The sequence below is a fragment of the Bacteroidia bacterium genome (genome assembly GCA_019695265.1).
Classification (GTDB): Bacteria; Bacteroidota; Bacteroidia; order JAIBAJ01; family JAIBAJ01; genus JAIBAJ01.
Genome location: JAIBAJ010000027.1, coordinates 1 through 21,454, shown reverse-complemented (window position 1 = coordinate 21,454; position 21,454 = coordinate 1). Strand labels below are relative to the sequence as shown.

Sequence of the window (21,454 nt, the reverse complement as noted above, 5' to 3'; positions counted from 1 at the left end):
ACTTTTAGATTTATAGCCTATCATTTTTTTGATGAACTAACCTAAATGCCTATTAATTAGTATCATTGCCCTTGCTTTCTAACCCCATAATTTTTCCCGAAATCAAGCAATGAGTCGCCCTTTGAAAACCTTTCTTTTTTGGAATTTTTCAATTATTGTTGGCCTTCTTTTCACCCTAAAAACCCTTGATCTGTTATTTCCTTTACCAAGCCTGCTTAAGTCAAGCTTCTTTTTTGTTGCATGTTTATCCTCTTTTTTTGCTGCCATTATTTCTGCCCAAAAGTATTATGGTCCACGTGGTAAAGAAAAGCTAAACTCCACTTTTTCTAAGGCAGGACTTCATGGACCGGGTCTTTCTATTGCAATCAGCCCATTAGCCTTTTTATTCATTGGCCTATTGTTATATCCCTTGTTTTTTGAACAGTACTTCACCTTAAATACCTTTATTCGATCTCGATCAATTACCGGCATTGTTTCACTAATTGGTTGGGTTTTTCCGATACTTGGTATTGCTGTATCAGACACCTTTGGATGGAGAAGTTTTGCACTTCCTCATTGGCAAGTTAGCTCAACAGCCTTTAGTTCGTCCATTCTTATTGGCATCTTAAATGGATTCTCTTTAATTCTCTTAATGAATTTTCAATATCCTTTCGACCTATTATTTTCCATTCGATTGTTGCTTTTTTCCATTTTTCAATCCTTTCTACTAACAGCAATCTTTAACTATTCAAAAGGGAACAGCTGGCCTTGTTTAATTTTTAGTGTTTCCTCCTATTTTACTATTGTAGTAGATTCTGAATTTTTGATGATGGTTACTACCATTGGATATGTACTAATTTCCGCGTACTTGATAAACCAATATGGAAGGGTTCATTTATGTGAAGGTCATCGGGTAAAAAATTTCTATAAAAAGGTGATGAGTTCAAAACTCAAAAGTCAAATTCTTGACGTGGAAGAAGATTCAGAGATATAAATAGAGAATGACCAAGAGCAAGGAAGAAATTGCAATAGGATCAGCCTATTTTAGCATTTTAGGAAATTTATTGTTGGCCATACTTAAATGGATTACCGGTTATTTAGGCAATTCGTATGCCTTAATAGCGGATGCAATCGAATCAACTTCGGATGTTTTCTCATCCATTTTGATTTTACTTGGACTTCGTTATGCCAACCGTCCTGCCGATGAAAACCATCCGTATGGGCATGGAAGGGCTGAGCCTCTTTTCGCCTTTTTGATTGTTGGCTTTATAGCCATTTCTGCATTTATTATTGCTTATCAGAGCGTGCAAAACATTCTACATCCGGATGAAGGTCCTCACTGGTATACGTTGGTAGTATTGGGTGGGATAATTTTATGGAAAGAACTTTCATTCCAATATGTCTTGCATAAAAGCAAACAAACAAATAGCACTGCATTACTTGCTGACGCCTGGCACCACCGCAGTGATGCCATCACATCCATTATGGCATTTACAGGTATTTCAATTGCCATTGTATTTGGGAAAGGTTTTGAGGTTGCAGATGATTGGGCTGCCCTTTTTTCATCCGGAATAATTCTATACAACGGATATAGAATCCTAAGACCCGCCTTGGGTGAAATTATGGACGAACAATTGGATTCTGAGCTTATTGAACAAATTAGGACTATTTCAATCACCGTAGAAGGAGTTCAAGATACTGAAAAATGCTATGTCCGCAAGGTAGGCATGAAATATCATGTGGATTTACATGCCTGCGTTGACGGCAACCTAAGTGTTAGAACAGGTCACGAAATTGCCCATCGGTTACAAGCTAAACTATACCATGAACTACCTTCACTAGAACATGTATTGGTTCATATAGAACCTGTAGACCATTAGAAGTTAGCAGTTGCTCCAATCATAAAATTAAACCGTTGACTTGGATATTGATACCACCGTTGATAGCGATAGGCAGCAATATTATTCAAACTTATCCAGGCACCAAATTTCTTATTAAAACGATACTCAAGTCCTAAATTAATATCGGCCAGACCCTTAATTCGAAAGGGAATCACATTGTTCAAGGTGTCATACGTACGAGCAAACTGCCTGCTTATATAATACACTTCTGCTTTCAGTATAAATTTATCTTGAATATTGTAATTAGCGGACAAACCGGAATTTACATTCGGCCGATGCCAGGCCTTTAATTCATGATCAAGTATGTAGTGGAAGTAATCGAACTTAAAGAAAATACTAAGCTTTTCCTTTTGCAGAAAACTGGCCTCCAAATGAGGATTTAAAACCGTACCATTATCGTAAACAACATTGAAATAGTTTCCATTTCCACTAGTATCGTTTACGAACAATGCCAAATTTCTTACACCTTGTCCGTGCATCTCCAACTTAAATGAAGTATTGGATGAAAATTTACCTTGAAGTCCACCATACGCGTCATAGGTAGTAGAGGTATTGGTTGACATATTAAAACTGGCTGAGTCGGTATAAATGGAATAAAATGGATTTTGAGAAGAGAAATTCCTTAAGCTATTACGCTCCAAGCCACCCTTTACTCCTGCGTAAATACCCAATAAATCTTCAACTAAACTTAATCGAACCTTAGCATTGGGGTAAATATGAGAGTTGGTGCCACTGTTTTTTATATCCCAAACCAAACTACCACCAATTTCCAGACCCCAGTTTTTTGATTGATAAACGAATCCGGGGGAAATTCCTAACAAGGTATTGGGTTGGTTAATGGAGATAGTAGCAGCTTGAAACTGGTAATAGTCAGCCCAAATTCCCAATCCGAACTTACTACTTTCTATTGCAGCATTAGGTCCTTGACTAGTTGATTCACTTTTCTTTTCCTTTAGCAAATATTTAAGCCTTCCATCCACTAAGACATTGTTTTCGATACCCGGACGATTCGATCTATAATGGTGGTAACTAATCTTTAACCCATCGAAAATAGATTTACCTGAAGGGTTATTATCTGAAAGTCCGACATTGGCTTGAACATGCTGTAAAATATTTCTCCAATCCGTTTTATTGATTTCTATGGAATCGGGTGGATTAAAGCCATAGTACCTAACCACATTGCGGTCATAATTTACTTCAGCATTCAACACCATTTTACCAACAAAATACTTACCCCAGGCATCCACATGGTTATCACTAAAACCGCTATACCATGTATTTTTCAATTGACCTAAACTTGACAGGTGTTTAATTCCAATTCCGTAATGATATGTTTTAGATCGTTTATTTGCCAAATATGCTTCACCGGTTGGCATGGTATAATTTCCGAATCCAACTTTTACGTATCCAATGCCCAATTTCTTAACCGGTTCATTTTGCATTTTAGCCGGATTTATAGGTTCGGGATCAAATCCGGTTGCAAATTGCTTATTCAAAACCGAATAATCCAATCGAGGTTTTGAATCAGAAACCGGTGGTGATTCCGGAGAAACATTCATTTTATTGGCATCATTAACCTGAGGCTTATAATTCTTCAATATCAGAATATTAAGACTATCCGGAATTTGATTTTGAGAAAGCAAAATACCGGGGAACACGGCTGCAAGAAAAAGCAGTGAAAGATGTTTCAAACGATAGTATGGGATTTGGTACCGATTCATTTTTGCTCCAATTTTAATAATACAACTAAGCCTGCAGGCATCATTACAACCACCAACCAACACACCGGACTAAATTTTCCAAAATCTTGCCATTGGTGAATAGCACAATTTAAATGATATATAAACGGGTAAATTGCTCCAATTCCATACATCCATTTCTTGATGGAATAATTGGAAATAAAGGCTAATCCACAAGAACCATAACTTAGCAGATGAATGATATGGCTGAGGTTTGATTCGTTGGAAGGTTGAGCCATAGGCACATAAATATGCACTACAAAGGCAATTCCTAAAAACAAAATCATGCTATTTTGAAGAATTCTCCACATTATTCATTTTTTATTTCTGGTAATACTTCCAAACCTTCATCCTCCGGTTTCATTTGGATTTCCATTGGTTGTTCAGCCTTGGGCTGGTTTGCTTTCTCCTCCATAGCGATAATGGCCGTTAATTTTTCTTTTGCCACTTTTACCGCTTCTATATCGTCGCTGTTTTCAATCATACTTTGCAAAGCAAACTTAGCCTGGTAGGTATCATTCATTTTTAAATAATTATCAGACAACAATAAAAAGCCCTTTGCTAACCAGGTTTCATAAGAAGGGAAATTATTAATCAAATCAAAACAAGATTTCTCACAATCCTTGTTCCTGTCTAATACATATTGAATATAAGCGATATTATACTCTGCCTCTGCTCCTGTTTTAGATAAGTTATTTCTTCTTACCACTTCGAAATCCAAAAGTGCCTTTTCAAATTGCTTTCGTTCCAAGGAAGAATTTGCAATTACAAGTTTAGATTCCATGCTTACTTCCGGTGACAATTTGGGCTCCTTTAATAGAATGGTAGCATATAAATCGGCCTTCTCCCAGTTCTTCAGTTTCTCATAACAACGCATTAAATAGGTTCTAGCCATTAATAGGTTCTCTGGAATTTCACCTGCTTCCTCCAAAATTGCATAAGAGGTTGCAGCCTCTCCATATTTTCCCTGGTTGTACAAGATACCTGCAGATCGAACCAGAGATTTTTCGGTAAAATCATTTTTGGGCAACTGGCTTATTTTATGGTATGAAACATAGGCAGAATCCAATTGTTTAGTATTGTAATCGCTTTCTGCTTTACCAAATAAGGCTTTCAAGAAAAAGAATCCATTAGGAAATTTCTTCAGGTAGGTTCCAAATGTTGCAGAGGCCTTTGCAAATTCTGATTTTAAAAACAACTTTTCTGCTGTTTCATAAGTGGCACTATCTAACCTGCTTTGAGCAATCCCGGTTATATTTCTGCTCTTTGTATATTCCTCAAATTGATCAATGTCTCCGTTATCAACATAAATTTTCTGAATCTTTAATATGGCTTCATTGGCCTCCGGAGTACCCGGATAAGATTCAATTACCTTTTTAAATGCCGGCAAGGCCTTGTCGTCCTGGTTGCTGTTGTAATAGATTAAAGCCACGCCTAACAAGGCAGATTTTGCAAATCTACTATCCGGATTTTCTTTCAAAAGCAATTGATAATACTTCTCTGCATTCACATAATCCTCTTGTAACAAGTAGGTCTCTGCAAGTTCATAACTGGCATCTGCCCTAAACCTGGTTTTATCTTGTTGCAATAAGGCTTTCAACATTTCCATTTTGCTATTAAACTTGCCTTGAACCCCATAACATAATGCTACTTGAAACATGGCATAATCTACATCTTGTTTTCCAATCCGTATTGCTTTATCATAGTAATCTATGGCCCCTCCAAAATCTCTGACTGCATAATGACAATCGCCGGTTCTTAAGCAAGCATCTGCAACAGTTTTATCTTGAATTTCGCCCTTCACTTTGATAAACTTTCTGAAATGTTCAGAAGAAGCCGTATATTTTTCTTCTTTAAAAAAGCAATAGCCTAAACCATATTCAGCCATTGGATAAAGATCGCCTTGGATATCCTCACCCAAATTGAGGTATTCCTGATAGAACTTTTTTGCCAAACCGTAGTTACCCAAGCGATAATAGGCATCTCCCTTCCAAAAAGTAGCCTCCGCAACCATGGTTTTATCCATTGGAAAAGCCATCGATTTGTCAAGCAACTCTATTGAAGATGGATAATCACTGTTTTGAAAATGCTCAATTCCACGATAATAGGCCACCTTTTGGTAGGTTAATTGCAACTTAGAACTTTTAGGGTTTATCTTGTCCATAGATGCCAAGGCGGCATCGTAATTTCGAGTACTTACATAAATTTCAGTGAGAAAATCATATACTTCATTGTGTCTTGGACTATCCGGAAATTTCTTCAAATAATCTTCTAAAGCAACAATGGCTTCATTGTATGGATTGTAACTTAGGTCATAGGCCAACTTGGCATAATTAAACAAAGCATCTTCTTTAATATCTCTGTAAAAATCAGGTTTGGCAGCTAGCTTAAAAGAGTTTCTGGCAAATGGCTTATTCCCCATTTTCAAATAACAATCCCCTGTATGATAATTGGCTAATTGTGTTAAGCTATCATCCGAATTCACAACCGTTTCAAAATTCTTAACTGCATCCGGATAATTTTTCGTCATGTAATAGGCATATCCCAACTGGTAGCGATCCATTCGACTGCTTCTTCCGGATTTTTCCTGAAACTGCTCTAAATACGAAATACTTTCCTGGTACTTTCCTTGTCTATAATAGGCCTCCCCTAATATTTTGGCAATTTCAGGTGTACGTTTGGTATTGCTTGATTTCAACAAAGGCGGAGCATAGGCAATAAGCTCATCATACTTCTCTTGTAAATATAAAATCTGAGCCATATAAAATGGAACAATGGGTGCAAATACCTCATCCTCTTCCAATTTTTTAAATCCTAAATAAGCTGTTTCATATTTCTTCTCGGTATAAATAATATGTGAATAATAATACAAGGAAGGGGCTCCATATTTGGTACTAAAATCCTTTACTTCCTTGAAACTACCTTTAGCTTTGTCATAATCCTCGTTTTGAAAATGAGCATACCCACTTTTAAAGTAATACTCGGCTTGCTCCACATCGCTTAACTTGTAAACATCTACCTGTCCCAACCAAATTAAGGTATTCTTATAATCCTTATTTCGATAGTTCAACTTCCCAAGTAAAAATTTGGCATTATTCACTTTTGGGCTTGAAGGATTAGCTTGAATAAAATTCAATAGCCTTATTTCTGCATCCTTATTAAAATTTTCATAGGTACAGGCTGCAACATAATATTCCGCTGTAGCCCGAATATCATCGCTGTGGTGTGCAGGAATAGGCTTACGTAAAAACTTTTCGAACTGACGCTGAGAAGAAGTATATTTCTCCTTTTGAAAAAGCTCTACCCCTGTTTTAAAGTCACTTTCAGCATCCAGGTATATGCTTGTTTTTTGGGCTTGAGCCATCGGATAGCCCAGCACCACCAACAGGACTATTCCCATCCAAATCCTGCTACAGGCTTGGAAAGCACGCGACATAACTATTGAATACAACATTCCTAATTTCTAAACATCAAATGTCACATTCGGTCATAAGTCGGCGCTTGAAAGTTGATTAACTTGTAAACGCTACTTTGTTAAATAGTATTGTTAGAAATACCACTTCTTCAAAATAAATTTACCCGACTCACAATCAATGAATTGCACAAATATTTCAGTATACTTGTAAGAATTTATTCTAAAACAATACCAATAAGTAAAAACAAATATGGAACCTAGCAAAGAATCTTCTACCCAACAACCCCTCCTGTTTAATAAAATGGCTTATGGCGCATTTGTTTTACTTGGATTGTATTTCTTAATATTTAATAAAAGTGTTTCTGACTTTTTAATTCAGTTTGGAATCGCCCTTGTTTTTGATCCTTTTGACCCTGCTATTAGGTGGAATAATCGGCCCATTTATCAGAGAGCCTGGTTATTAATTCATGTTTCTATTCTATTGGTTGTTGCAATTTGGTTTTTCTTTGTCACTCCATGAAAGAAAGGGAGTTTCTTAAGCGTGTAAAGGAGTGTAAAGGGATGGTTTTCAAACTTATTTACTATTACACAGACGACCGGGAGGAGGCTAAAGATTGGTTACAAGAAATCCTCTATCAATCCTGGAAATCCTATCCGACTTTTAACAACCACTCCAAATTTAGTACCTGGTTTTACAAAATTGCCATTAACACCATTTTAAGTCAAAAAAAACTATACTCCATCCAAAAAGCTGAGTATAAGGACGAAATACAAACCATCTCTAACCTAGATCGGTTTGAAAATAAAGAGAAATTAGACTGGGCAATTAAACAATTAAATCCAGAACACCGATTTCTTATCCACCTTTATTTTGAAGGGTATTCTCACGAAGAAATTGCCGAGATTATAGGAATAAAATCCAATGCAGTTGGAGTAAAAATTTTTCGAATTAAACAATACTTAAAAAACCTTCTTCAAAACCATGACTAACAATTCCGGTTTCGATGATTTTAATTCCATTTTGGAAACGGTGGAGCTTTCAACAATCCAATCCAAGAATCCAATCGAGAAAATTAAACAAAGTATTCGCTACAACTTGATATGGGCAATAGGAATCAGTTTAGGTTTACTGGTTTTGCTTTTTTTTGTAAGTTTTATCGTAAAACTACTTCTTGGAATAGTCTTTATCTGGTGTATTTGGGCTTGCAACGATTCTTATAAAACACTTCAAAAGCTGGAATATTCCATGGATGCTTCTTCGACCTTATTGGATTATTTAAAAGCTCAGAAATCATACTTTTTAGACTGGAAAACAACCCAGGAAAAAACAGCCTTAGCCATTTATCCTATTAGCATTACCGGTGGCTTTATTCTTGGGGCTCAGGTAGCAGGACAGCAGGAAATATGGTTATTTCTTTCCCAAAAAACAGTTATGTTGGCACTGGCCCTGTGTTGGCTACTTTTCACTCCCCTTTGTTATTACGGCACCAAATTACTTTTCCACCTTGGTTTTAATTCCCATATAAAACAATTGGAAAGAACCATTGAATCTCTTGAACAAGATGCGTAATTTCAATAAAATAGTTTAGCACTTTTACAGCCTGAATGCAAAAACATCTGCTAAAGGCTCATTTTTTTCTCCTGGCGGCCAACATTATTTATGGCATCAACTTTAGTGTTGCTAAGTTGGTAATGCCACAATATATTCAGCCTTCCGGTTTTATATTGCTTCGATGTTTGGGTGCAGTGACCCTATTCTGGATAACAGGGCTATTTATTCCTGATAAAAAAGTGGAGCGCAAGGACATTGGTTTCTTTGCCATTGCAGCCATTTTTGGAATAGCAGTTAATCAACTATTGTTTTTCGAAGGACTCAATCGAACCAGTCCTATTAATGGTGGAATCATCATGGTGGCTACTCCGGTTTTAGTCCTTATCATGGCCTCTGTAATACGAGGCGAACGAATAACCGGTTTAAAAGTCCTTGGTATTGTTCTTGGCCTTATTGGTGCCTTATCTCTTCTCCTGCTTAAATCTGATTTTTCTTTCGGCTCCGATACCATGGCCGGTGATTTAATGATTTTAGCCAATGCCACCTCTTATGCCATTTACATCGTCATGATTAAACCCAAAATGCAGGCGTACCACCCTATAACAGTTATGCGTTGGGTATTTCTTTTTGGCACCTTGTATGTTATTCCGTTCGGTTTCAGGCAATTTTCTGCTATTCCTTGGTCAGAAATGCCATCTTCTATCCTTTGGGCAACAGTTTTTGTCGTTATTGGAACTACCTATTTTGCCTACCTGCTTAATACCCTGGCACTTGCTCATTTAAGTGCTTCTGTTGTAGGCATTTACATCTACCTTCAACCTTTGCTCGCTTCCTTTTTTGCTATGTTGGCCGGACAAGATACCCCAACCATTCAAAAAGGAATTGCTGCCCTATTTATTTTCACAGGTGTTTTCCTGGTAAGTAAGAAATAAGTCTATTTTTTAAAAAATTAGGCGGGTCCCTTCGCCATAAATTATATCCTCTGTTCAAGTGTAGCAAGGGCTCAGGTCGGGCTATCGGCTGTAGTCCTCGTCACCCTCCGCTACCGCTTCAGGTTCCTGTGGGCTACTTGCCTCTATCCCTACCCGAGGTGCAAACCCAAGGCTGAATCACATTTACCAATATTTTCCACTTGCTTGGCAAGGTAAATCCCAAACCAGGCCATAACAGAGAACTTATTTCCAAAAATTACTAGTGAATTCTATACGAAATATAAGATGGACATAGCAAAACATGCCTATAAACACCTTAACGTACAAAAGTTCAGAAAACCAATAATATCAGACCATTAGTTCGATTTTTTCGACCAACATCACAGATTGTTCATGATCAATTCCCTTTTGACTGGTGTAAATTGAACGTACCATAAACAAGCTAAAACCCACAATTAACAAGAGAATTAATAATACTAACTTGATTTTTCCTGAGTATACGTTTACCATATAATTGCGTTTTAGTTTAATAAAATACCCGACCTCCTTCACCAGGTCATTATCAATAGTAAACTTAAGTCTAATTTTCAATAAAAAAGTTCAGTATAATTAAACAGAACTAATATTCTTGGTTGATGGAGATAGCCCTACCCTCCTATTCCGTTTATCATGAAACAGGCATAAAAAAACCCGGATTAGGTTTTTCCTAATCCGGGTTATATAAAGACAATACCTTAAGCGGTTGCTCTAACTTTAGGGGCAGCGCTTAGAATTTCTTCATTGGCGTTGCTGGCATATTGAGCAAAATTTTTCACAAAAGCCTCGGCAAGGTGATTGGCCTTTTGATCATAGGAATCTTTGTCGGCCCAGGAATTTCTTGGATTCAATAATTCGGTAGGCACTTCCGGACAAGAAGTTGGGTAAGAAACACCGAAAACAGGGTGAGCTTCGAAAGTAACTCCGTTCAAGGTTCCGTTTAATGCTGCGGTAATTAAGGCGCGGGTATAGCGCAATTTAATACGTTCTCCAACACCGTGTGATCCACCTACCCAGCCGGTGTTAACCAACCAAACATTCACATTATTCTCATGGATTTTCTTACCTAACAATTCTGCGTATTTAGTTGGGTGCAATGGCAAAAATGCTTTACCAAAACAAGCAGAGAAAGTCATTTGAGGTTCAGTTACACCTACTTCAGTTCCAGCAACCTTAGCGGTGTAACCGGAAATAAAATGATACATTGCCTGACCAATGGTAAGTTTGCTAATTGGAGGAAGAACTCCGGTTGCATCGCAGGTAAGGAAGAAAATATTCTTTGGAATTCCGCCTATGGATGGTTCTACAGCATTGGAAATATAATGAATTGGGTAACTAACCCGGGTATTCTCGGTATTAGAAATATCGGCAAAATCAACAGTTGCGGTACCATCATAAAATTCGATATTCTCTAATAAAGAGCCAAACTTAATAGCATCGAAGATTTGTGGTTCCTTTTCTTTGGTTAGATCAACACATTTGGCATAGCAACCACCTTCGAAGTTAAACACACTGTTTTCTGCCCAACCATGTTCATCATCACCGATCAATTTACGGTTTGGATCAGCGCTTAAGGTTGTTTTACCCGTTCCAGACAATCCGAAGAAAATAGCAGTATCACCCTCTGCGCCGATGTTGGCCGAACAATGCATTGATAGTACATTGCGCTCGTGAGGTAAGATGTAATTTAAAACAGAAAAAATACCTTTTTTCATTTCACCGGTATAGCCGGTTCCACCAATCAGAATAATTTTCTTGGTGAAGTTAATGATAGAAAAATTGTGTTGACGTGTTCCGTCTTTAGCAGGATCAGCATAAAAACCCGGAGCTGCCAAAATTGTCCATTCCGGATCAAAGGTTTGAATTTCTTCGTTGGTCGGACGCAAGAAAAGGTTATAAGCGAAAATACTTTGCCAAGGGAATTCCGTAACAACTCGAATATTTAAGCGGTGTTTAGGGTCTGCACAAGCGTAAGAATCGCGAACATACACCTCTTTACCGATTAAATAAGAGCAAACTTTATCATACAATTGCTCAAATTTCTCAGGAGAAAATTTGATATTGATATCACCCCACCAAACAGAATCATTGGTTTTTTCATCTGCAACAATAAAACGATCTTTAGGTGATCTTCCTTTAAACTCACCGGTGTCGATAGCAAGTGCACCTGTATCAGCAAGTACACCTTCACCAAGTAAAATCGTTTCTTCCACCAATTCAGCAACATTCATGTTCCAATAGGCGGCTGCCACATTTTTCAAGCCTAATGAAGCAACACTTGCAGTAGGCGATTTAAGTCCATATTCTGTCATGATACGCGGGTAATTTTTGAGGGTGCAAAAGTAAGTGATAAACCCTTAGGTTTCTAAAAAATCCGCTATTTACTCACAATGTTTCTATCTTCGTAGGCATGAATATAACCCTTTTTGGTAAAAATGCCTTAGTTGGAGGAAGCACACGTGGAATAGGAAAAGCCATAGCCATTGAATTGGCAGCCTTGGGTGCTAATGTTACCCTGATAGCCCGAAACGAGAACAAATTAGTAGAAACACTTTCCCAGCTCCGCAGCACACCAACCCAATTTCACGATTACCTTGTTGCAGATTTTTCCAATTGTGAGTCCTTAAAGGCAGCCCTATCTGAAAGCACAAAAAAATACCACATTTTAGTGAATAACACAGGAGGTCCTCCGGGAGGACCGATTGTTCAGGCACAAGAAACTGATTTTAAATCGGCCTTTGAAAGTCACTTACTCTGCAATCACCTCCTGGTTCAACATGTGATTGCGGGAATGAAAGCGGATAATTATGGTCGCATCATCAATATCATTAGTACTTCTGTTAAACAACCTATTCCAGGATTAGGGGTTTCCAATACTATCCGCGCAGCAGTTGCCAATTGGTCCAAAACCCTCAGTCTCGAATTGGCACCCTTTGGAATTACTGTAAACAATGTTCTACCCGGCGCCACCGATACCGACCGAATTGCTGAAATTTTGGAAAATCGTTCATCCAAAACCGGTAAATCCATTGATGAACTGAGGGAAGAAATGCTTCACGAAGTGCCGATGAAACGATTTGCAAGCCCTTCAGAAACCGCTGCAGCAGTCGCATTCCTTGCGTCGCCTTCTGCTGCCTATATTACAGGAATTAACCTCCCTGTTGACGGTGGACGAACAGCCTGCCTCTAAACTTCTTACAAACGGGAAAGTAAGGCCAGGATGCCTAAACATAATCCAAAGCTAAGGGTGGGATACCATATAGCCTCACCCCAATTCCCCGATCGCATCAACTCAAAACTTTCTAAACTAAACGTGGAAAAGGTGCTTAATCCCCCGCAAAAACCCACCCCTATTAGCAACCTAAGTTCTTTTCCAATGGTTTGATACCGATTCAAATATACCAGCAAAAAACCCAAAATACCGGTTGCCACCAGGTTAACTAACAAAGTCTTTACCGGGAAACTCCCTTCAAACCAAGCTCGGGTACCGATCCACCAGCGTAAACCGCTTCCAACTGCACCTCCAAATAAAACCATCATAAAGTCCTTCATAGTAACTGCTTTATGAAATAATAATAGACATACACCATCAGTTGACCTAATACCACTCCTAACAACCACCCCATCACCACATCGAATGGATAATGAACGGCAAGGTATATCCGACTGAACCCTACCAAAACCACCATACCGGCCATAATCCAACGTAAATACGCTTTTTGTAATAAGATTCCGGTAAACACCATGAAGCCCGCTGTATTGGCCGCATGCGAAGAAACAAAGCCAAACTTTCCTCCACATACGCCTGACAATACATACAATTGCCCATACAACTCAGGATTCCAACAAGGACGTAAACGCTGAAACAATGGCTTTAATATATGCGAAGAGGTTTGGTCTGTAATTACAACCAAAATCACCGACAATAACACAGGAAGCCAACATAAACGATCCAACTTTCTTAACCATAGAAAGGCTACCCAAATCCATATAGGCAACCAAAACCAATTGGTACTAATCCAAGGCATAATTGCATCCAACACATTGGTATGTAACCCGTTAATCAGAAGCAACAACCATACGTCAGCCTTATGTAAATAGGGGAGAATCACCATTGCAAAGTAAAGGGTTTATGAAAGCGAAAATGTGTTAAGCCAATTTCCTTCTTTTTTTATTTATTACCTTTGGCCTCCTTTTAAATGAGCAAGGTAAAATTTAGATACAATTCCAAATCGTTAAAATACGAAAAGGTTGAAATTACGCTAAGGGAACGTATCCTGAGGGTGCTTTCATACTTGGCATCCGGTTTAGTGTTCGCCGCAATTACCATTGCTATTGCCTACTCCTACTTCGACTCGCCTAAGGAAAAACAATTGCTGAGAGAAAGAGACCAACTAAAATTACAATACGAAATCCTGAACAACAAGTTGGAACAGGTAGAGACTGTTTTGGCAGATATTCAGCAGCGCGATGATAATATTTACCGGGTCATATTTGAAGCAGAACCTATTCCTTCCTCCATTCGTCAAGCCGGTGGTGGCGGAGTGAATAAGTACAGTAAACTTAGTGGTTACGAAAATGCCGAATTAATTGCTGAAACCGGCGAGCGATTAGATAAAATTGCCCGGCAACTGGTGGTTCAAAGTAAGTCATTCGATGAAGTTATTAAGTTAGCCAAAAGCAAGGAAGTTATGCTTAAATCCATCCCGGCTATTCAACCTATCAGCAACAAGGATTTAACCCGAATCGCAAGCGGCTTCAGCTACCGAATACACCCTATTTATAAAATTATGCACTTTCATACCGGCCTCGACTTTGCCGCTCCAACCGGTACCGAAATTTATTCTACCGGTGATGGTGTGGTAAGGGTGGCAGATGCCGAATCCAGAGGCTATGGAAACCATATCGTCATAGACCATGGTTATGGCTACCAAACCCTTTATGGTCACTTAAGCCGATATGCAGTTAGGCCCGGACAAAAGGTGAAACGTGGAGAAATTATAGGCTATGTAGGTAGCACCGGTACTTCTACAGCACCTCACCTGCACTATGAAGTAATTAAAGGTGGAGAAAAAATTAACCCGATTAACTTTTTCTACAACGACCTATCTCCTGCAGACTACGAAAAAGTACTTGAATTGGCTTCGAAATCAAACCAAAGCTTCGACTAATTTTAGGTTTATACTTAGCAAGTTTTTACTGATTTTACTTAAGGGAACTAACTCTGAATTTCCATATTTAAGTAGGACTCAAAAGAATTCAAGCTGTTTACTTTCAACTACTTAAAACTATTTTATTGGGTTGGTTGCAATGCTTTCTTAAAGTACCATGAATTCCTTTCAGAAACCTGCTAGTTATAGCCAATGCCTAGCTGGAAAAAAAATGTTCCTGACGAAACGCTAATTTTTGTATCTTTAAAATGTCTAATTTTTATTTTTTTAATTAAAATGTCTCTAAAACTCGAAAAGGGTAAGTATGTTTATCACGTTTTCAATATTTTTAAGTCGACTTAATTAATTGAATTACAGAAAATTAGACTCTGCTCACCTGATTAACAAGGTGAGCAATCAACAAGTTATTAACAAAATTTGGAAAAATGAGAGATTTAACTATATCACCGGTTGATAGGCAAAACATTCTAAATAATCATGATGCTGTAACAAATATACAAGAATATCTTGGTGTATCTGGCATGCTTTTCCAAAACGAATATCGTTTTACTAAAGACCAATTAGCAGAATTTTATGGCGTAGATACTAGCACAATCGACTCTTATCTTTCCCAATATGAAAATGAACTAAAACATAATGGATATGAGCTATTCAAAGGTGCAACATTAAAAGCATTCAAAGAAAAATTTGGTGGAATAATAAATATTCAAAGTAAAACAACACAATTAGGGGTTTTTAATTTTAGAGCCTTTTTAAATTTAGGAATGCTATTGGTAGAAAGTGAAATGGCAAAAGCTATTCGCAGTAAAATGCTAGACATAGTTATTGATACTTTAAATCAAAGGCTAGGTGGTTCAACAAAATATATTAATCAGAGAGATGAAGACTTTTTCCATAGTATGCTTAAAGAGCCTCATTATAGAAAAGAATTTACAAACGCTTTACATCAATATCTCGATATGGGAAATTATAAATACGCCTATTATACTGATGAAATATATCGCTGTGTATTTAAAGAAAATGCAAAGGAGTACAAACAAATTCTTAAACTTGAAGAAGAAGAAAATCTCAGGGATACGATGTATTCCGAAATCTTAAACTTAATAGCATCTTTTGAAACTGGACTCGCTCACGAAATGGAATTAAAATCCAATTCACTTGGAAGAAAACTCTCTAAGAACGAAATGGATGAATTACTTAGAATATTTGCGGAACATCCATTGCATAAACCTCATATCGAAAATGCTAGGACAAAAATGGCCACTCGTGATTATGGCTTCAGACAAGTTTTGCATGACAGTTTAAAAAACTACGTAGGCAGTATAGACCTATCAGATTATCAACGTTTTCTGGGTGAAAAAAGTAAAGATTTGCAGGAGAGAATAGACGAAAATATAGAAATTTTTAAACGTTTAAAAGACAGGTAAATGAACAAGTTTCTATATTTCGATACAGAACATGCAATATCTGTTCATGACGATATAATATTAAAATCTGGTGGTAACCCTGGTGCATTAAATATCGGATTATTAGATAGTGTAATAGAACACATTCAAAATGATATATACTATCCGACAATTGAAGATAAAATTACCCATCTTTTTTACTCAGTAAATAAAAATCACGCTTTCAATGACGGTAATAAAAGATCTTCAATTGCGTTATCAGCATATTTCATGGAAATAAATGGCTATGGATTTGAAGTAACTAGATTTTTAACTGAAATGGAAAATATCGCAGTCGATGTTGCTGATAATAGAATTGATAAAGATTTACTATTCGAAATAATATGTTCTATATTATACGAAGACGATTTTAGTGATGAATTAAAATGGAAGCTTATTGACGCAAAAACCTAATACAGAAATGCACTGGCTATAACACGGTGCAAAAGCCATAAGCGGTTTTGTGCTTCGAATCCACATTTTTCTGTAACCTGGATTTTGTGCTTCGTATGAACATTTATCTGTAAATTCGCTTACGGCTTCTGCACCGGGAACGATATAGTTAAAAGTTGGTTTAAAATACAAACGATGGATTGCGCATCGGGCAACGATAGAGGCAAGTAGCCCACAGGACCCCTACGGCGTTAGCCTAGGGGGACGAGGACTACAGCCGATAGCGTGACCCGAACGCCCATGCAGGTTAATCAGGGTTTTGCAAAGTGCTTTTTGGGCGGAGGGGGCCCGCATAACAGGAATAGATAAAATTATTGATTCATAACCGGGACTTTTCAGCGTACCCAAAACAGGCTGCACCAAATAAAAAACCCCCGACACCTCTGCCGGGGGATAACCTTAACCATCACACACACTTAATCAACAGCTCTTCTGTAGTCGAAACTTCGACCTTAATTGACCATTTTGGTAGACGAAAAGCAAGCTTCTTTGGTTCCTTCCCAATGGCTGAAACCCATTGCTTTTCCCTATCTAAAATCCATTTCAGCTTTACCTTGTGAGTTTAGCTTGGAGCACTTGCAACCTAGTGACGGTTCCAATACTTTAGATAAAATTTGAAATGACATTTTCAAGTACTTATACCGAATGGACATTATGTTTAGTCCAATTTTATGTATTAATTTTATTTGAAAAAATTGGCCTAACATTCTGTATCCTCGGCATTTACCAATCTAAATTTATAAATTGCCTTTGGACTATTTATAAATTAAAATTGGTATTACTTTCATATACATCATTTTAGCCTTATATAAACACCTGGTATTGCATTATTAAACAACCCTTCCTTGGGCCGGTTAGAATGGAACCACCGGCATCCAAACTAAAGGTGGAACGATTTTGATAATCCAGGCTTATTTTGGCCTTATGTCCTTTGATTAACCAATTAAGACCAATATCCCAAACTTGCATGGGTTGGTTAGCCAGCTTGTCAAAACCGGCATACATATAACTGGCATAAGGCATAAGCTGACCTCCTTTCTCACCCAACAATTTTTTGGGTAATAAATATCCCAATTGAGAATAAACCACCTGACCGGTACCAAACATCGGAAAAGCATTACCATACGCATTGGAAGCCAAGGCATATTTAGCACCATCTGAGGTAAAACCGGTAGCCGGATTCATAATACCATTGTAGCGGAGATAATTTGGACCAAAGTTGTAATTAAAGTAACCAACATAGGCCGAAACAGCATCTCCTCTTTCCTTTTTAATCGGCATATCTAAAAAGCTTTCCACCGACCATAGTACCATGGGTGTAAATTGAATGGTATCTGTTGCAGAACTTCCTGTTTTACGATGCCACATGGCATTGTTTTGATAGATAAATCCAGCTCCCAGGTTCCATACTTTTTTGGCACCCAAATAAGTACCTGTCATGTAAGGTGTGGTATGTCCTTCCATTTCGAAGAAGTTGTAAGTAAAATATCCTTGATATTGTTTGGTATGACCGGTTTGTGCAAACGTGGAAGAGGTTCCGAATTTTGCAGGAATGCTTCCGGAAGAAGTAATAGGAAATGGATCGCTTAAAGCAAAACGGTAATCAAATTTCCAAATTTGTCCTCTGGCGTATACACTCAACTTTCTTGAAAATTCATCGGTTTGGTCTACCGTGGCCTGAGCAAATACGGGAACATCCAAAGTCATTATAGTACCAATACTTGGTTGGGAAAATCGAGAAAGTCCATTGGTGATGGTTAATCCTCCACCCAGCTTTAGAGCATTGTTATTGGTAACCTTAAACTCCCCCACCGCATCGTGAAAAAAAGCGGCCAATTTTCGATTCCCATTGTTGGCATTAAAGGCATAATTAAAATTATTCTGACCAAATTGAAAGTACAAAAACACCCTGGGAGTAATTTGACCAAACAACTGAATTCGGGTTCGTCTCAGGCCAATATCAAAGGTTTCATTGGCAGTTTTTCCCATCACCGCTGTACCATTGTTGCTTTGATCGTACCTTAACCAGGTTTGATTAAGAAAGGTGGCCTGAAAATACCGACTTCCATCTTCGCTTAAATTAAACTTCAAAACATCTTTGTCTTTAGTTGGTGTAGGGTTGGCAGGGGCCTGTTGGGTTTGTTGACTAAAACTTTGACTGAAAAAAAATAAAAACAAAATAATAAGAACCCGTGAATAAAGGGAGGCAAAACCAATCACCTCCCTCCAGGGTTTATAGAGGGTTTTTGAATGGAACATACAACTTAACTAATGGTTAATAGCTCTAGTGAAATATCCGGGTTTACCCTGGCAGCTAGTGGATGACTGGAAAGTTTTTTATGATGATCAAGGCCAACAATAGCCACTTTTCCCCCTTCATTTTCATAATCATCCACAAAACGATGCAAGTTGTCCAGGTAACTGTGGTCAACTAATTTGGTTTCACCAAGAAGTACCAAAACATTTTTCCCTGATTCCAGGTTATTCAATATCCCATTGGTTGTTACATTATGAACAAACAATGCCGCATTTTTTACTTCTATTACAATGGTATTTGAATTGGGTTCCGAAACGGTAATTCCCGATTTAAATAAACTCCCAAAAGGAGCACCATTTACTAAGTGAAAAATCAGATTAACAATAATACCGGCTGAAATACCAACCAACAAATCAGTTGATAAGGTAACAACGATGGTGGTAAAGAAAATGATAAACTGCTCTATGCCCAAATGCCACATATGCACAAATTCTTTTGGCGAAGCCAGCCTATAACCAACAAAAACCAACATAGCCGACAAGGCAGCCACGGGTACCATGTTTATTACCTGATATAAAGCCAATACATAAATGAGTAAGAAAACGCCATGAAAAAAATTCGCCCATCTGCTTTTTGCACCATTTCCTAAATTAGCACTGCTACGAGCTATTTCACTTATCATAGGTAATCCACCCAAAATAGCCGAGATGGTGTTTCCAATTCCTACAGCCCGTAAATCCTTGCTGTGATCTGATTTGCCTTTATTTGGATCTAACAAATCAATGGCTTTGGCACTTATAACAGTTTCTAAACTTCCAACCAGGAAAAACATAACCACATACTTAATAAAGCTTGGCAACATACTTGGATTTGTTGCAGCGGCAAAACTTACTTGAACTCCTAAGTGATCTAAAATGGATTCAACATGTACCATGGGTTTGAGGTCCTTTCCGGCCAAATCTTTCATATCAGGAGCAAGGTGAAACACAATCCCCAATGGAATTGCCAAAACTAATGCAATCAGAGCCGGTGGAATTTTTCTAAATAGTCCGGATTTAACCATCGGCAATCCGAATAATACTACTAAACAAATAACACCAACTGCTGCAATCGACGGGGTTAGATTTGCCAATGAATGCGGAATCATTTCCAACAATTCCAAAGGTTCCAAACCTTTTCCGGTATGTGCATCCTTCAACATGGATGGGGCTATTCCCAACAACAAGTGAATTTGTTTTGAAATAATTATGATACCTATTGATGCCAGCAATCCATGCACAGCAGCAATTGGGAAAAAATCGGCAATCTTCGCAGCTTTAAACTGTCCGGCTAAAACCTGTAATAAAGCAGCAACTACACCAACACCCAAAGCCAGATGCCAGCCTAACTCAGCATTCCCATTACCAAGTTCTTCCACAGCACCGGCTACAATTACAATAAGGCCGGCTGCAGGACCTTTAATAGTTAGTTCGCTACCTGCGAAAAAAGCAATTACAATACCACCAATAATGGCGGTTAAAACACCCATCAAGGGCGGAAATCCACTGGCACTGGCAATTCCTAAAGAAAGCGGTAGTGCGATCAGGGAAACAAGAAAACCCGAAAGTAAATCGTAGGATAGGTTTTCCCGAAGAGATTGAAATATACTGCCTGAAGCAGCTTTTTTTGTAGACATTTCATGAAAATTTAAAAGATAAACAATGGAATAAATTCAATCCGGAACTAAATCCGGTCCATGTTCTCTCCTAAATTCTCAAAACTCTTAATTCGATAAACTTTTTGGAATGAGCCTTGTGATTGACTAAGGCCCAGTCGAAACGACAAACATCCTGAAATAAAAACGCAGAAAGTGAGGCATGCAGGATAGCATCCGTGAGGTCGTTTTCATCATCAACGGTATCATCATCCAGGCACTCTTCGCCTTCGCATAACGATTCAGAAACAAGCTGTTGGGAGGCTTCCCCTTTGGCAACTAGCTGCTTTACGCCTAAAAAATGTCGGTTTCCGGAATCTGTAGAAAGCTGTTTGCCAATAAATGAAACACTGAACGTAACCAGAAACAAATACAGGAAAACCCGCTCCAACAAGGATTTTTCTCCTCTCTTGGCTTTTGTTTTTCTGAATCTGTTTGGATACATACGCGTTTGAAACCGATAGGCAAATGTACAATAGTTTTTGATTTTTGTTACAGGTAAAATGCCAAGAATTGCTAATCTTTCGACTAAACACCCTAATTTATAGTTCATGAATACCTCTGACTAACAGGCAATTAGTTTGAACTTGTACGAAATCGAGGTTAACTACTATTCTCTTTTGGCGGGCCCCCTTCGCCCTATCCTATTATTAGCTAAACCCATTAGTTCTTGCAATGGGCTTCGGGTCACGCTATCGGCTGTAATCCTCGGCCCACTTGGCTATCGCCGCGTAGGCCTGTGGGTTACTTGCCTCTATCGTTGCCCGAGGGTGCAAACCTACCAAGTTGCCTCATTTGCAGGCTATTTAGGCAAAAAAAAAGCCTTAGTTTGAGTAACCAAGGCTTTTAAACACAAAAAGAAATTCTTAATGAATGGTTTC

At 38.1% G+C, this 21,454-nt stretch carries 20 protein-coding genes; 10 read left to right on the top strand and 10 right to left on the bottom strand.

Annotation, left to right across the window (positions count from 1 at the left end; all coding sequences use genetic code 11):
* Positions 1 to 109: 109 nt before the first annotated feature.
* Together K1X82_06105 and K1X82_06100 are read left to right on the top strand one after the other, a co-directional pair.
* Complete coding sequence (locus tag K1X82_06105; protein ID MBX7181666.1) at positions 110 to 973, top strand: hypothetical protein; 864 nt, start codon at positions 110 to 112, stop codon at positions 971 to 973.
* Between the two features lie 7 nt (positions 974 to 980).
* Positions 981 to 1,859, top strand: a complete 879-nt coding sequence (locus K1X82_06100; protein ID MBX7181665.1) for a cation diffusion facilitator family transporter — start codon at positions 981 to 983, stop codon at positions 1,857 to 1,859.
* Here the strand turns inward: K1X82_06100 and K1X82_06095 are convergent.
* Genes K1X82_06095 through K1X82_06085 form a run of 3 tightly spaced genes read right to left on the bottom strand, consistent with a single transcriptional unit; the run spans position 1,856 to position 7,073 of the window.
* Complete coding sequence (locus tag K1X82_06095; GenBank protein MBX7181664.1) at positions 1,856 to 3,601, bottom strand: hypothetical protein; 1,746 nt, start codon at positions 3,599 to 3,601, stop codon at positions 1,856 to 1,858. The two genes, K1X82_06100 and K1X82_06095, sit on opposite strands and share 4 nt — an antisense overlap.
* Positions 3,598 to 3,906: a hypothetical protein gene (locus tag K1X82_06090; protein MBX7181663.1), complete on the bottom strand. Its 309-nt coding sequence runs from the start codon at positions 3,904 to 3,906 to the stop codon at positions 3,598 to 3,600. Before K1X82_06090 ends, K1X82_06095 begins: the two co-directional genes overlap by 4 nt.
* Positions 3,907 to 3,929: 23 nt before the next feature.
* A complete protein-coding gene (locus K1X82_06085; protein MBX7181662.1) occupies positions 3,930 to 7,073 on the bottom strand; it encodes a tetratricopeptide repeat protein in 3,144 nt (1,047 codons plus the stop codon).
* Positions 7,074 to 7,284: 211 nt separating this feature from the next.
* On the opposite strand from K1X82_06085, the gene K1X82_06080 reads away from it, so the two are divergent.
* The 4 genes from K1X82_06080 to K1X82_06065 are packed head-to-tail and all read left to right on the top strand — an operon-like array spanning position 7,285 to position 9,518.
* Complete coding sequence (locus K1X82_06080) at positions 7,285 to 7,554, top strand: hypothetical protein (protein ID MBX7181661.1); 270 nt, start codon at positions 7,285 to 7,287, stop codon at positions 7,552 to 7,554.
* Positions 7,551 to 8,024, top strand: a complete 474-nt coding sequence (locus K1X82_06075; protein ID MBX7181660.1) for an RNA polymerase sigma factor — start codon at positions 7,551 to 7,553, stop codon at positions 8,022 to 8,024. Before K1X82_06080 ends, K1X82_06075 begins: the two co-directional genes overlap by 4 nt.
* Positions 8,017 to 8,604 (top strand): hypothetical protein, encoded by a 588-nt coding sequence (locus K1X82_06070; GenBank protein ID MBX7181659.1) that lies wholly within the window; start codon positions 8,017 to 8,019, stop codon positions 8,602 to 8,604. The genes K1X82_06075 and K1X82_06070 overlap by 8 nt, the downstream gene beginning before the upstream one ends.
* A 35-nt stretch (positions 8,605 to 8,639) precedes the next feature.
* Entirely contained in the window at positions 8,640 to 9,518 is an 879-nt protein-coding gene (locus tag K1X82_06065; protein ID MBX7181658.1) for a DMT family transporter, read from the top strand.
* A gap of 348 nt (positions 9,519 to 9,866) precedes the next feature.
* Here K1X82_06065 and K1X82_06060 read toward each other — a convergent pair whose 3' ends face one another.
* Both K1X82_06060 and pckA read right to left on the bottom strand, forming a co-directional pair.
* Positions 9,867 to 10,109, bottom strand: coding sequence for a hypothetical protein (locus K1X82_06060; GenBank protein MBX7181657.1), 243 nt, complete (start codon positions 10,107 to 10,109; stop codon positions 9,867 to 9,869).
* A 143-nt stretch (positions 10,110 to 10,252) separates the two neighbouring features.
* Entirely contained in the window at positions 10,253 to 11,866 is a 1,614-nt protein-coding gene (gene pckA, locus K1X82_06055) for a phosphoenolpyruvate carboxykinase (ATP) (GenBank protein MBX7181656.1), read from the bottom strand.
* A 98-nt stretch (positions 11,867 to 11,964) separates the two neighbouring features.
* Here pckA and K1X82_06050 point away from each other — a divergent pair, with 98 nt between their 5' ends.
* Positions 11,965 to 12,744: an SDR family oxidoreductase gene (locus tag K1X82_06050; protein MBX7181655.1), complete on the top strand. Its 780-nt coding sequence runs from the start codon at positions 11,965 to 11,967 to the stop codon at positions 12,742 to 12,744.
* Positions 12,745 to 12,749: 5 nt separating this feature from the next.
* Here the strand turns inward: K1X82_06050 and crcB are convergent, their stop codons facing one another.
* Together crcB and K1X82_06040 are read right to left on the bottom strand one after the other, a co-directional pair.
* A complete protein-coding gene (gene crcB, locus K1X82_06045; protein ID MBX7181654.1) occupies positions 12,750 to 13,106 on the bottom strand; it encodes a fluoride efflux transporter CrcB in 357 nt (118 codons plus the stop codon).
* Entirely contained in the window at positions 13,103 to 13,669 is a 567-nt protein-coding gene (locus K1X82_06040) for a phosphatase PAP2 family protein (protein MBX7181653.1), read from the bottom strand. Before K1X82_06040 ends, crcB begins: the two co-directional genes overlap by 4 nt.
* An 84-nt stretch (positions 13,670 to 13,753) precedes the next feature.
* On the opposite strand from K1X82_06040, the gene K1X82_06035 reads away from it, so the two are divergent.
* The 3 genes from K1X82_06035 (at position 13,754) to K1X82_06025 (ending at position 16,584) form a co-directional block, all read left to right on the top strand.
* Complete coding sequence (locus tag K1X82_06035; GenBank protein ID MBX7181652.1) at positions 13,754 to 14,725, top strand: M23 family metallopeptidase; 972 nt, start codon at positions 13,754 to 13,756, stop codon at positions 14,723 to 14,725.
* A gap of 425 nt (positions 14,726 to 15,150) precedes the next feature.
* The gene (locus tag K1X82_06030) at positions 15,151 to 16,152 is read left to right on the top strand and encodes a DNA-binding protein (GenBank protein MBX7181651.1); all 1,002 of its coding nucleotides are present in this window, start codon (positions 15,151 to 15,153) and stop codon (positions 16,150 to 16,152) included.
* Complete coding sequence (locus K1X82_06025; GenBank protein ID MBX7181650.1) at positions 16,153 to 16,584, top strand: type II toxin-antitoxin system death-on-curing family toxin; 432 nt, start codon at positions 16,153 to 16,155, stop codon at positions 16,582 to 16,584.
* Between the two features lie 843 nt (positions 16,585 to 17,427).
* Here K1X82_06025 and K1X82_06020 read toward each other — a convergent pair.
* From K1X82_06020 to K1X82_06010, 3 genes are all read right to left on the bottom strand, one after another.
* Positions 17,428 to 18,882 carry a hypothetical protein gene (locus K1X82_06020; protein MBX7181649.1) on the bottom strand — a complete coding sequence of 485 codons (1,455 nt, stop codon included), beginning with the start codon at positions 18,880 to 18,882 and terminating at the stop codon, positions 17,428 to 17,430.
* 5 nt (positions 18,883 to 18,887) lie between these two features.
* Positions 18,888 to 20,555: a SulP family inorganic anion transporter gene (locus tag K1X82_06015; GenBank protein MBX7181648.1), complete on the bottom strand. Its 1,668-nt coding sequence runs from the start codon at positions 20,553 to 20,555 to the stop codon at positions 18,888 to 18,890.
* A gap of 70 nt (positions 20,556 to 20,625) precedes the next feature.
* The gene (locus K1X82_06010) at positions 20,626 to 21,126 is read right to left on the bottom strand and encodes a hypothetical protein (protein MBX7181647.1); all 501 of its coding nucleotides are present in this window, start codon (positions 21,124 to 21,126) and stop codon (positions 20,626 to 20,628) included.
* Positions 21,127 to 21,454 lie beyond the last annotated feature (328 nt).

Coding starts and splice junctions, on each gene's coding strand:
- K1X82_06105 (MBX7181666.1), top strand. CDS start 110: ATGAGTCGCCCTTTGAAAACCTTTCTTTTTTGGAATTTTTCAATTATT.
- K1X82_06100 (MBX7181665.1), top strand. CDS start 981: ATGACCAAGAGCAAGGAAGAAATTGCAATAGGATCAGCCTATTTTAGC.
- K1X82_06095 (MBX7181664.1), bottom strand. CDS start 3,601: ATGAATCGGTACCAAATCCCATACTATCGTTTGAAACATCTTTCACTG.
- K1X82_06090 (MBX7181663.1), bottom strand. CDS start 3,906: ATGATTTTGTTTTTAGGAATTGCCTTTGTAGTGCATATTTATGTGCCT.
- K1X82_06085 (MBX7181662.1), bottom strand. CDS start 7,073: ATGTTGTATTCAATAGTTATGTCGCGTGCTTTCCAAGCCTGTAGCAGG.
- K1X82_06080 (MBX7181661.1), top strand. CDS start 7,285: ATGGAACCTAGCAAAGAATCTTCTACCCAACAACCCCTCCTGTTTAAT.
- K1X82_06075 (MBX7181660.1), top strand. CDS start 7,551: ATGAAAGAAAGGGAGTTTCTTAAGCGTGTAAAGGAGTGTAAAGGGATG.
- K1X82_06070 (MBX7181659.1), top strand. CDS start 8,017: ATGACTAACAATTCCGGTTTCGATGATTTTAATTCCATTTTGGAAACG.
- K1X82_06065 (MBX7181658.1), top strand. CDS start 8,640: ATGCAAAAACATCTGCTAAAGGCTCATTTTTTTCTCCTGGCGGCCAAC.
- pckA (MBX7181656.1), bottom strand. CDS start 11,866: ATGACAGAATATGGACTTAAATCGCCTACTGCAAGTGTTGCTTCATTA.
- K1X82_06050 (MBX7181655.1), top strand. CDS start 11,965: ATGAATATAACCCTTTTTGGTAAAAATGCCTTAGTTGGAGGAAGCACA.
- crcB (MBX7181654.1), bottom strand. CDS start 13,106: ATGAAGGACTTTATGATGGTTTTATTTGGAGGTGCAGTTGGAAGCGGT.
- K1X82_06040 (MBX7181653.1), bottom strand. CDS start 13,669: ATGGTGATTCTCCCCTATTTACATAAGGCTGACGTATGGTTGTTGCTT.
- K1X82_06035 (MBX7181652.1), top strand. CDS start 13,754: ATGAGCAAGGTAAAATTTAGATACAATTCCAAATCGTTAAAATACGAA.
- K1X82_06030 (MBX7181651.1), top strand. CDS start 15,151: ATGAGAGATTTAACTATATCACCGGTTGATAGGCAAAACATTCTAAAT.
- K1X82_06025 (MBX7181650.1), top strand. CDS start 16,153: ATGAACAAGTTTCTATATTTCGATACAGAACATGCAATATCTGTTCAT.
- K1X82_06020 (MBX7181649.1), bottom strand. CDS start 18,882: ATGTTCCATTCAAAAACCCTCTATAAACCCTGGAGGGAGGTGATTGGT.
- K1X82_06015 (MBX7181648.1), bottom strand. CDS start 20,555: ATGTCTACAAAAAAAGCTGCTTCAGGCAGTATATTTCAATCTCTTCGG.
- K1X82_06010 (MBX7181647.1), bottom strand. CDS start 21,126: ATGAACTATAAATTAGGGTGTTTAGTCGAAAGATTAGCAATTCTTGGC.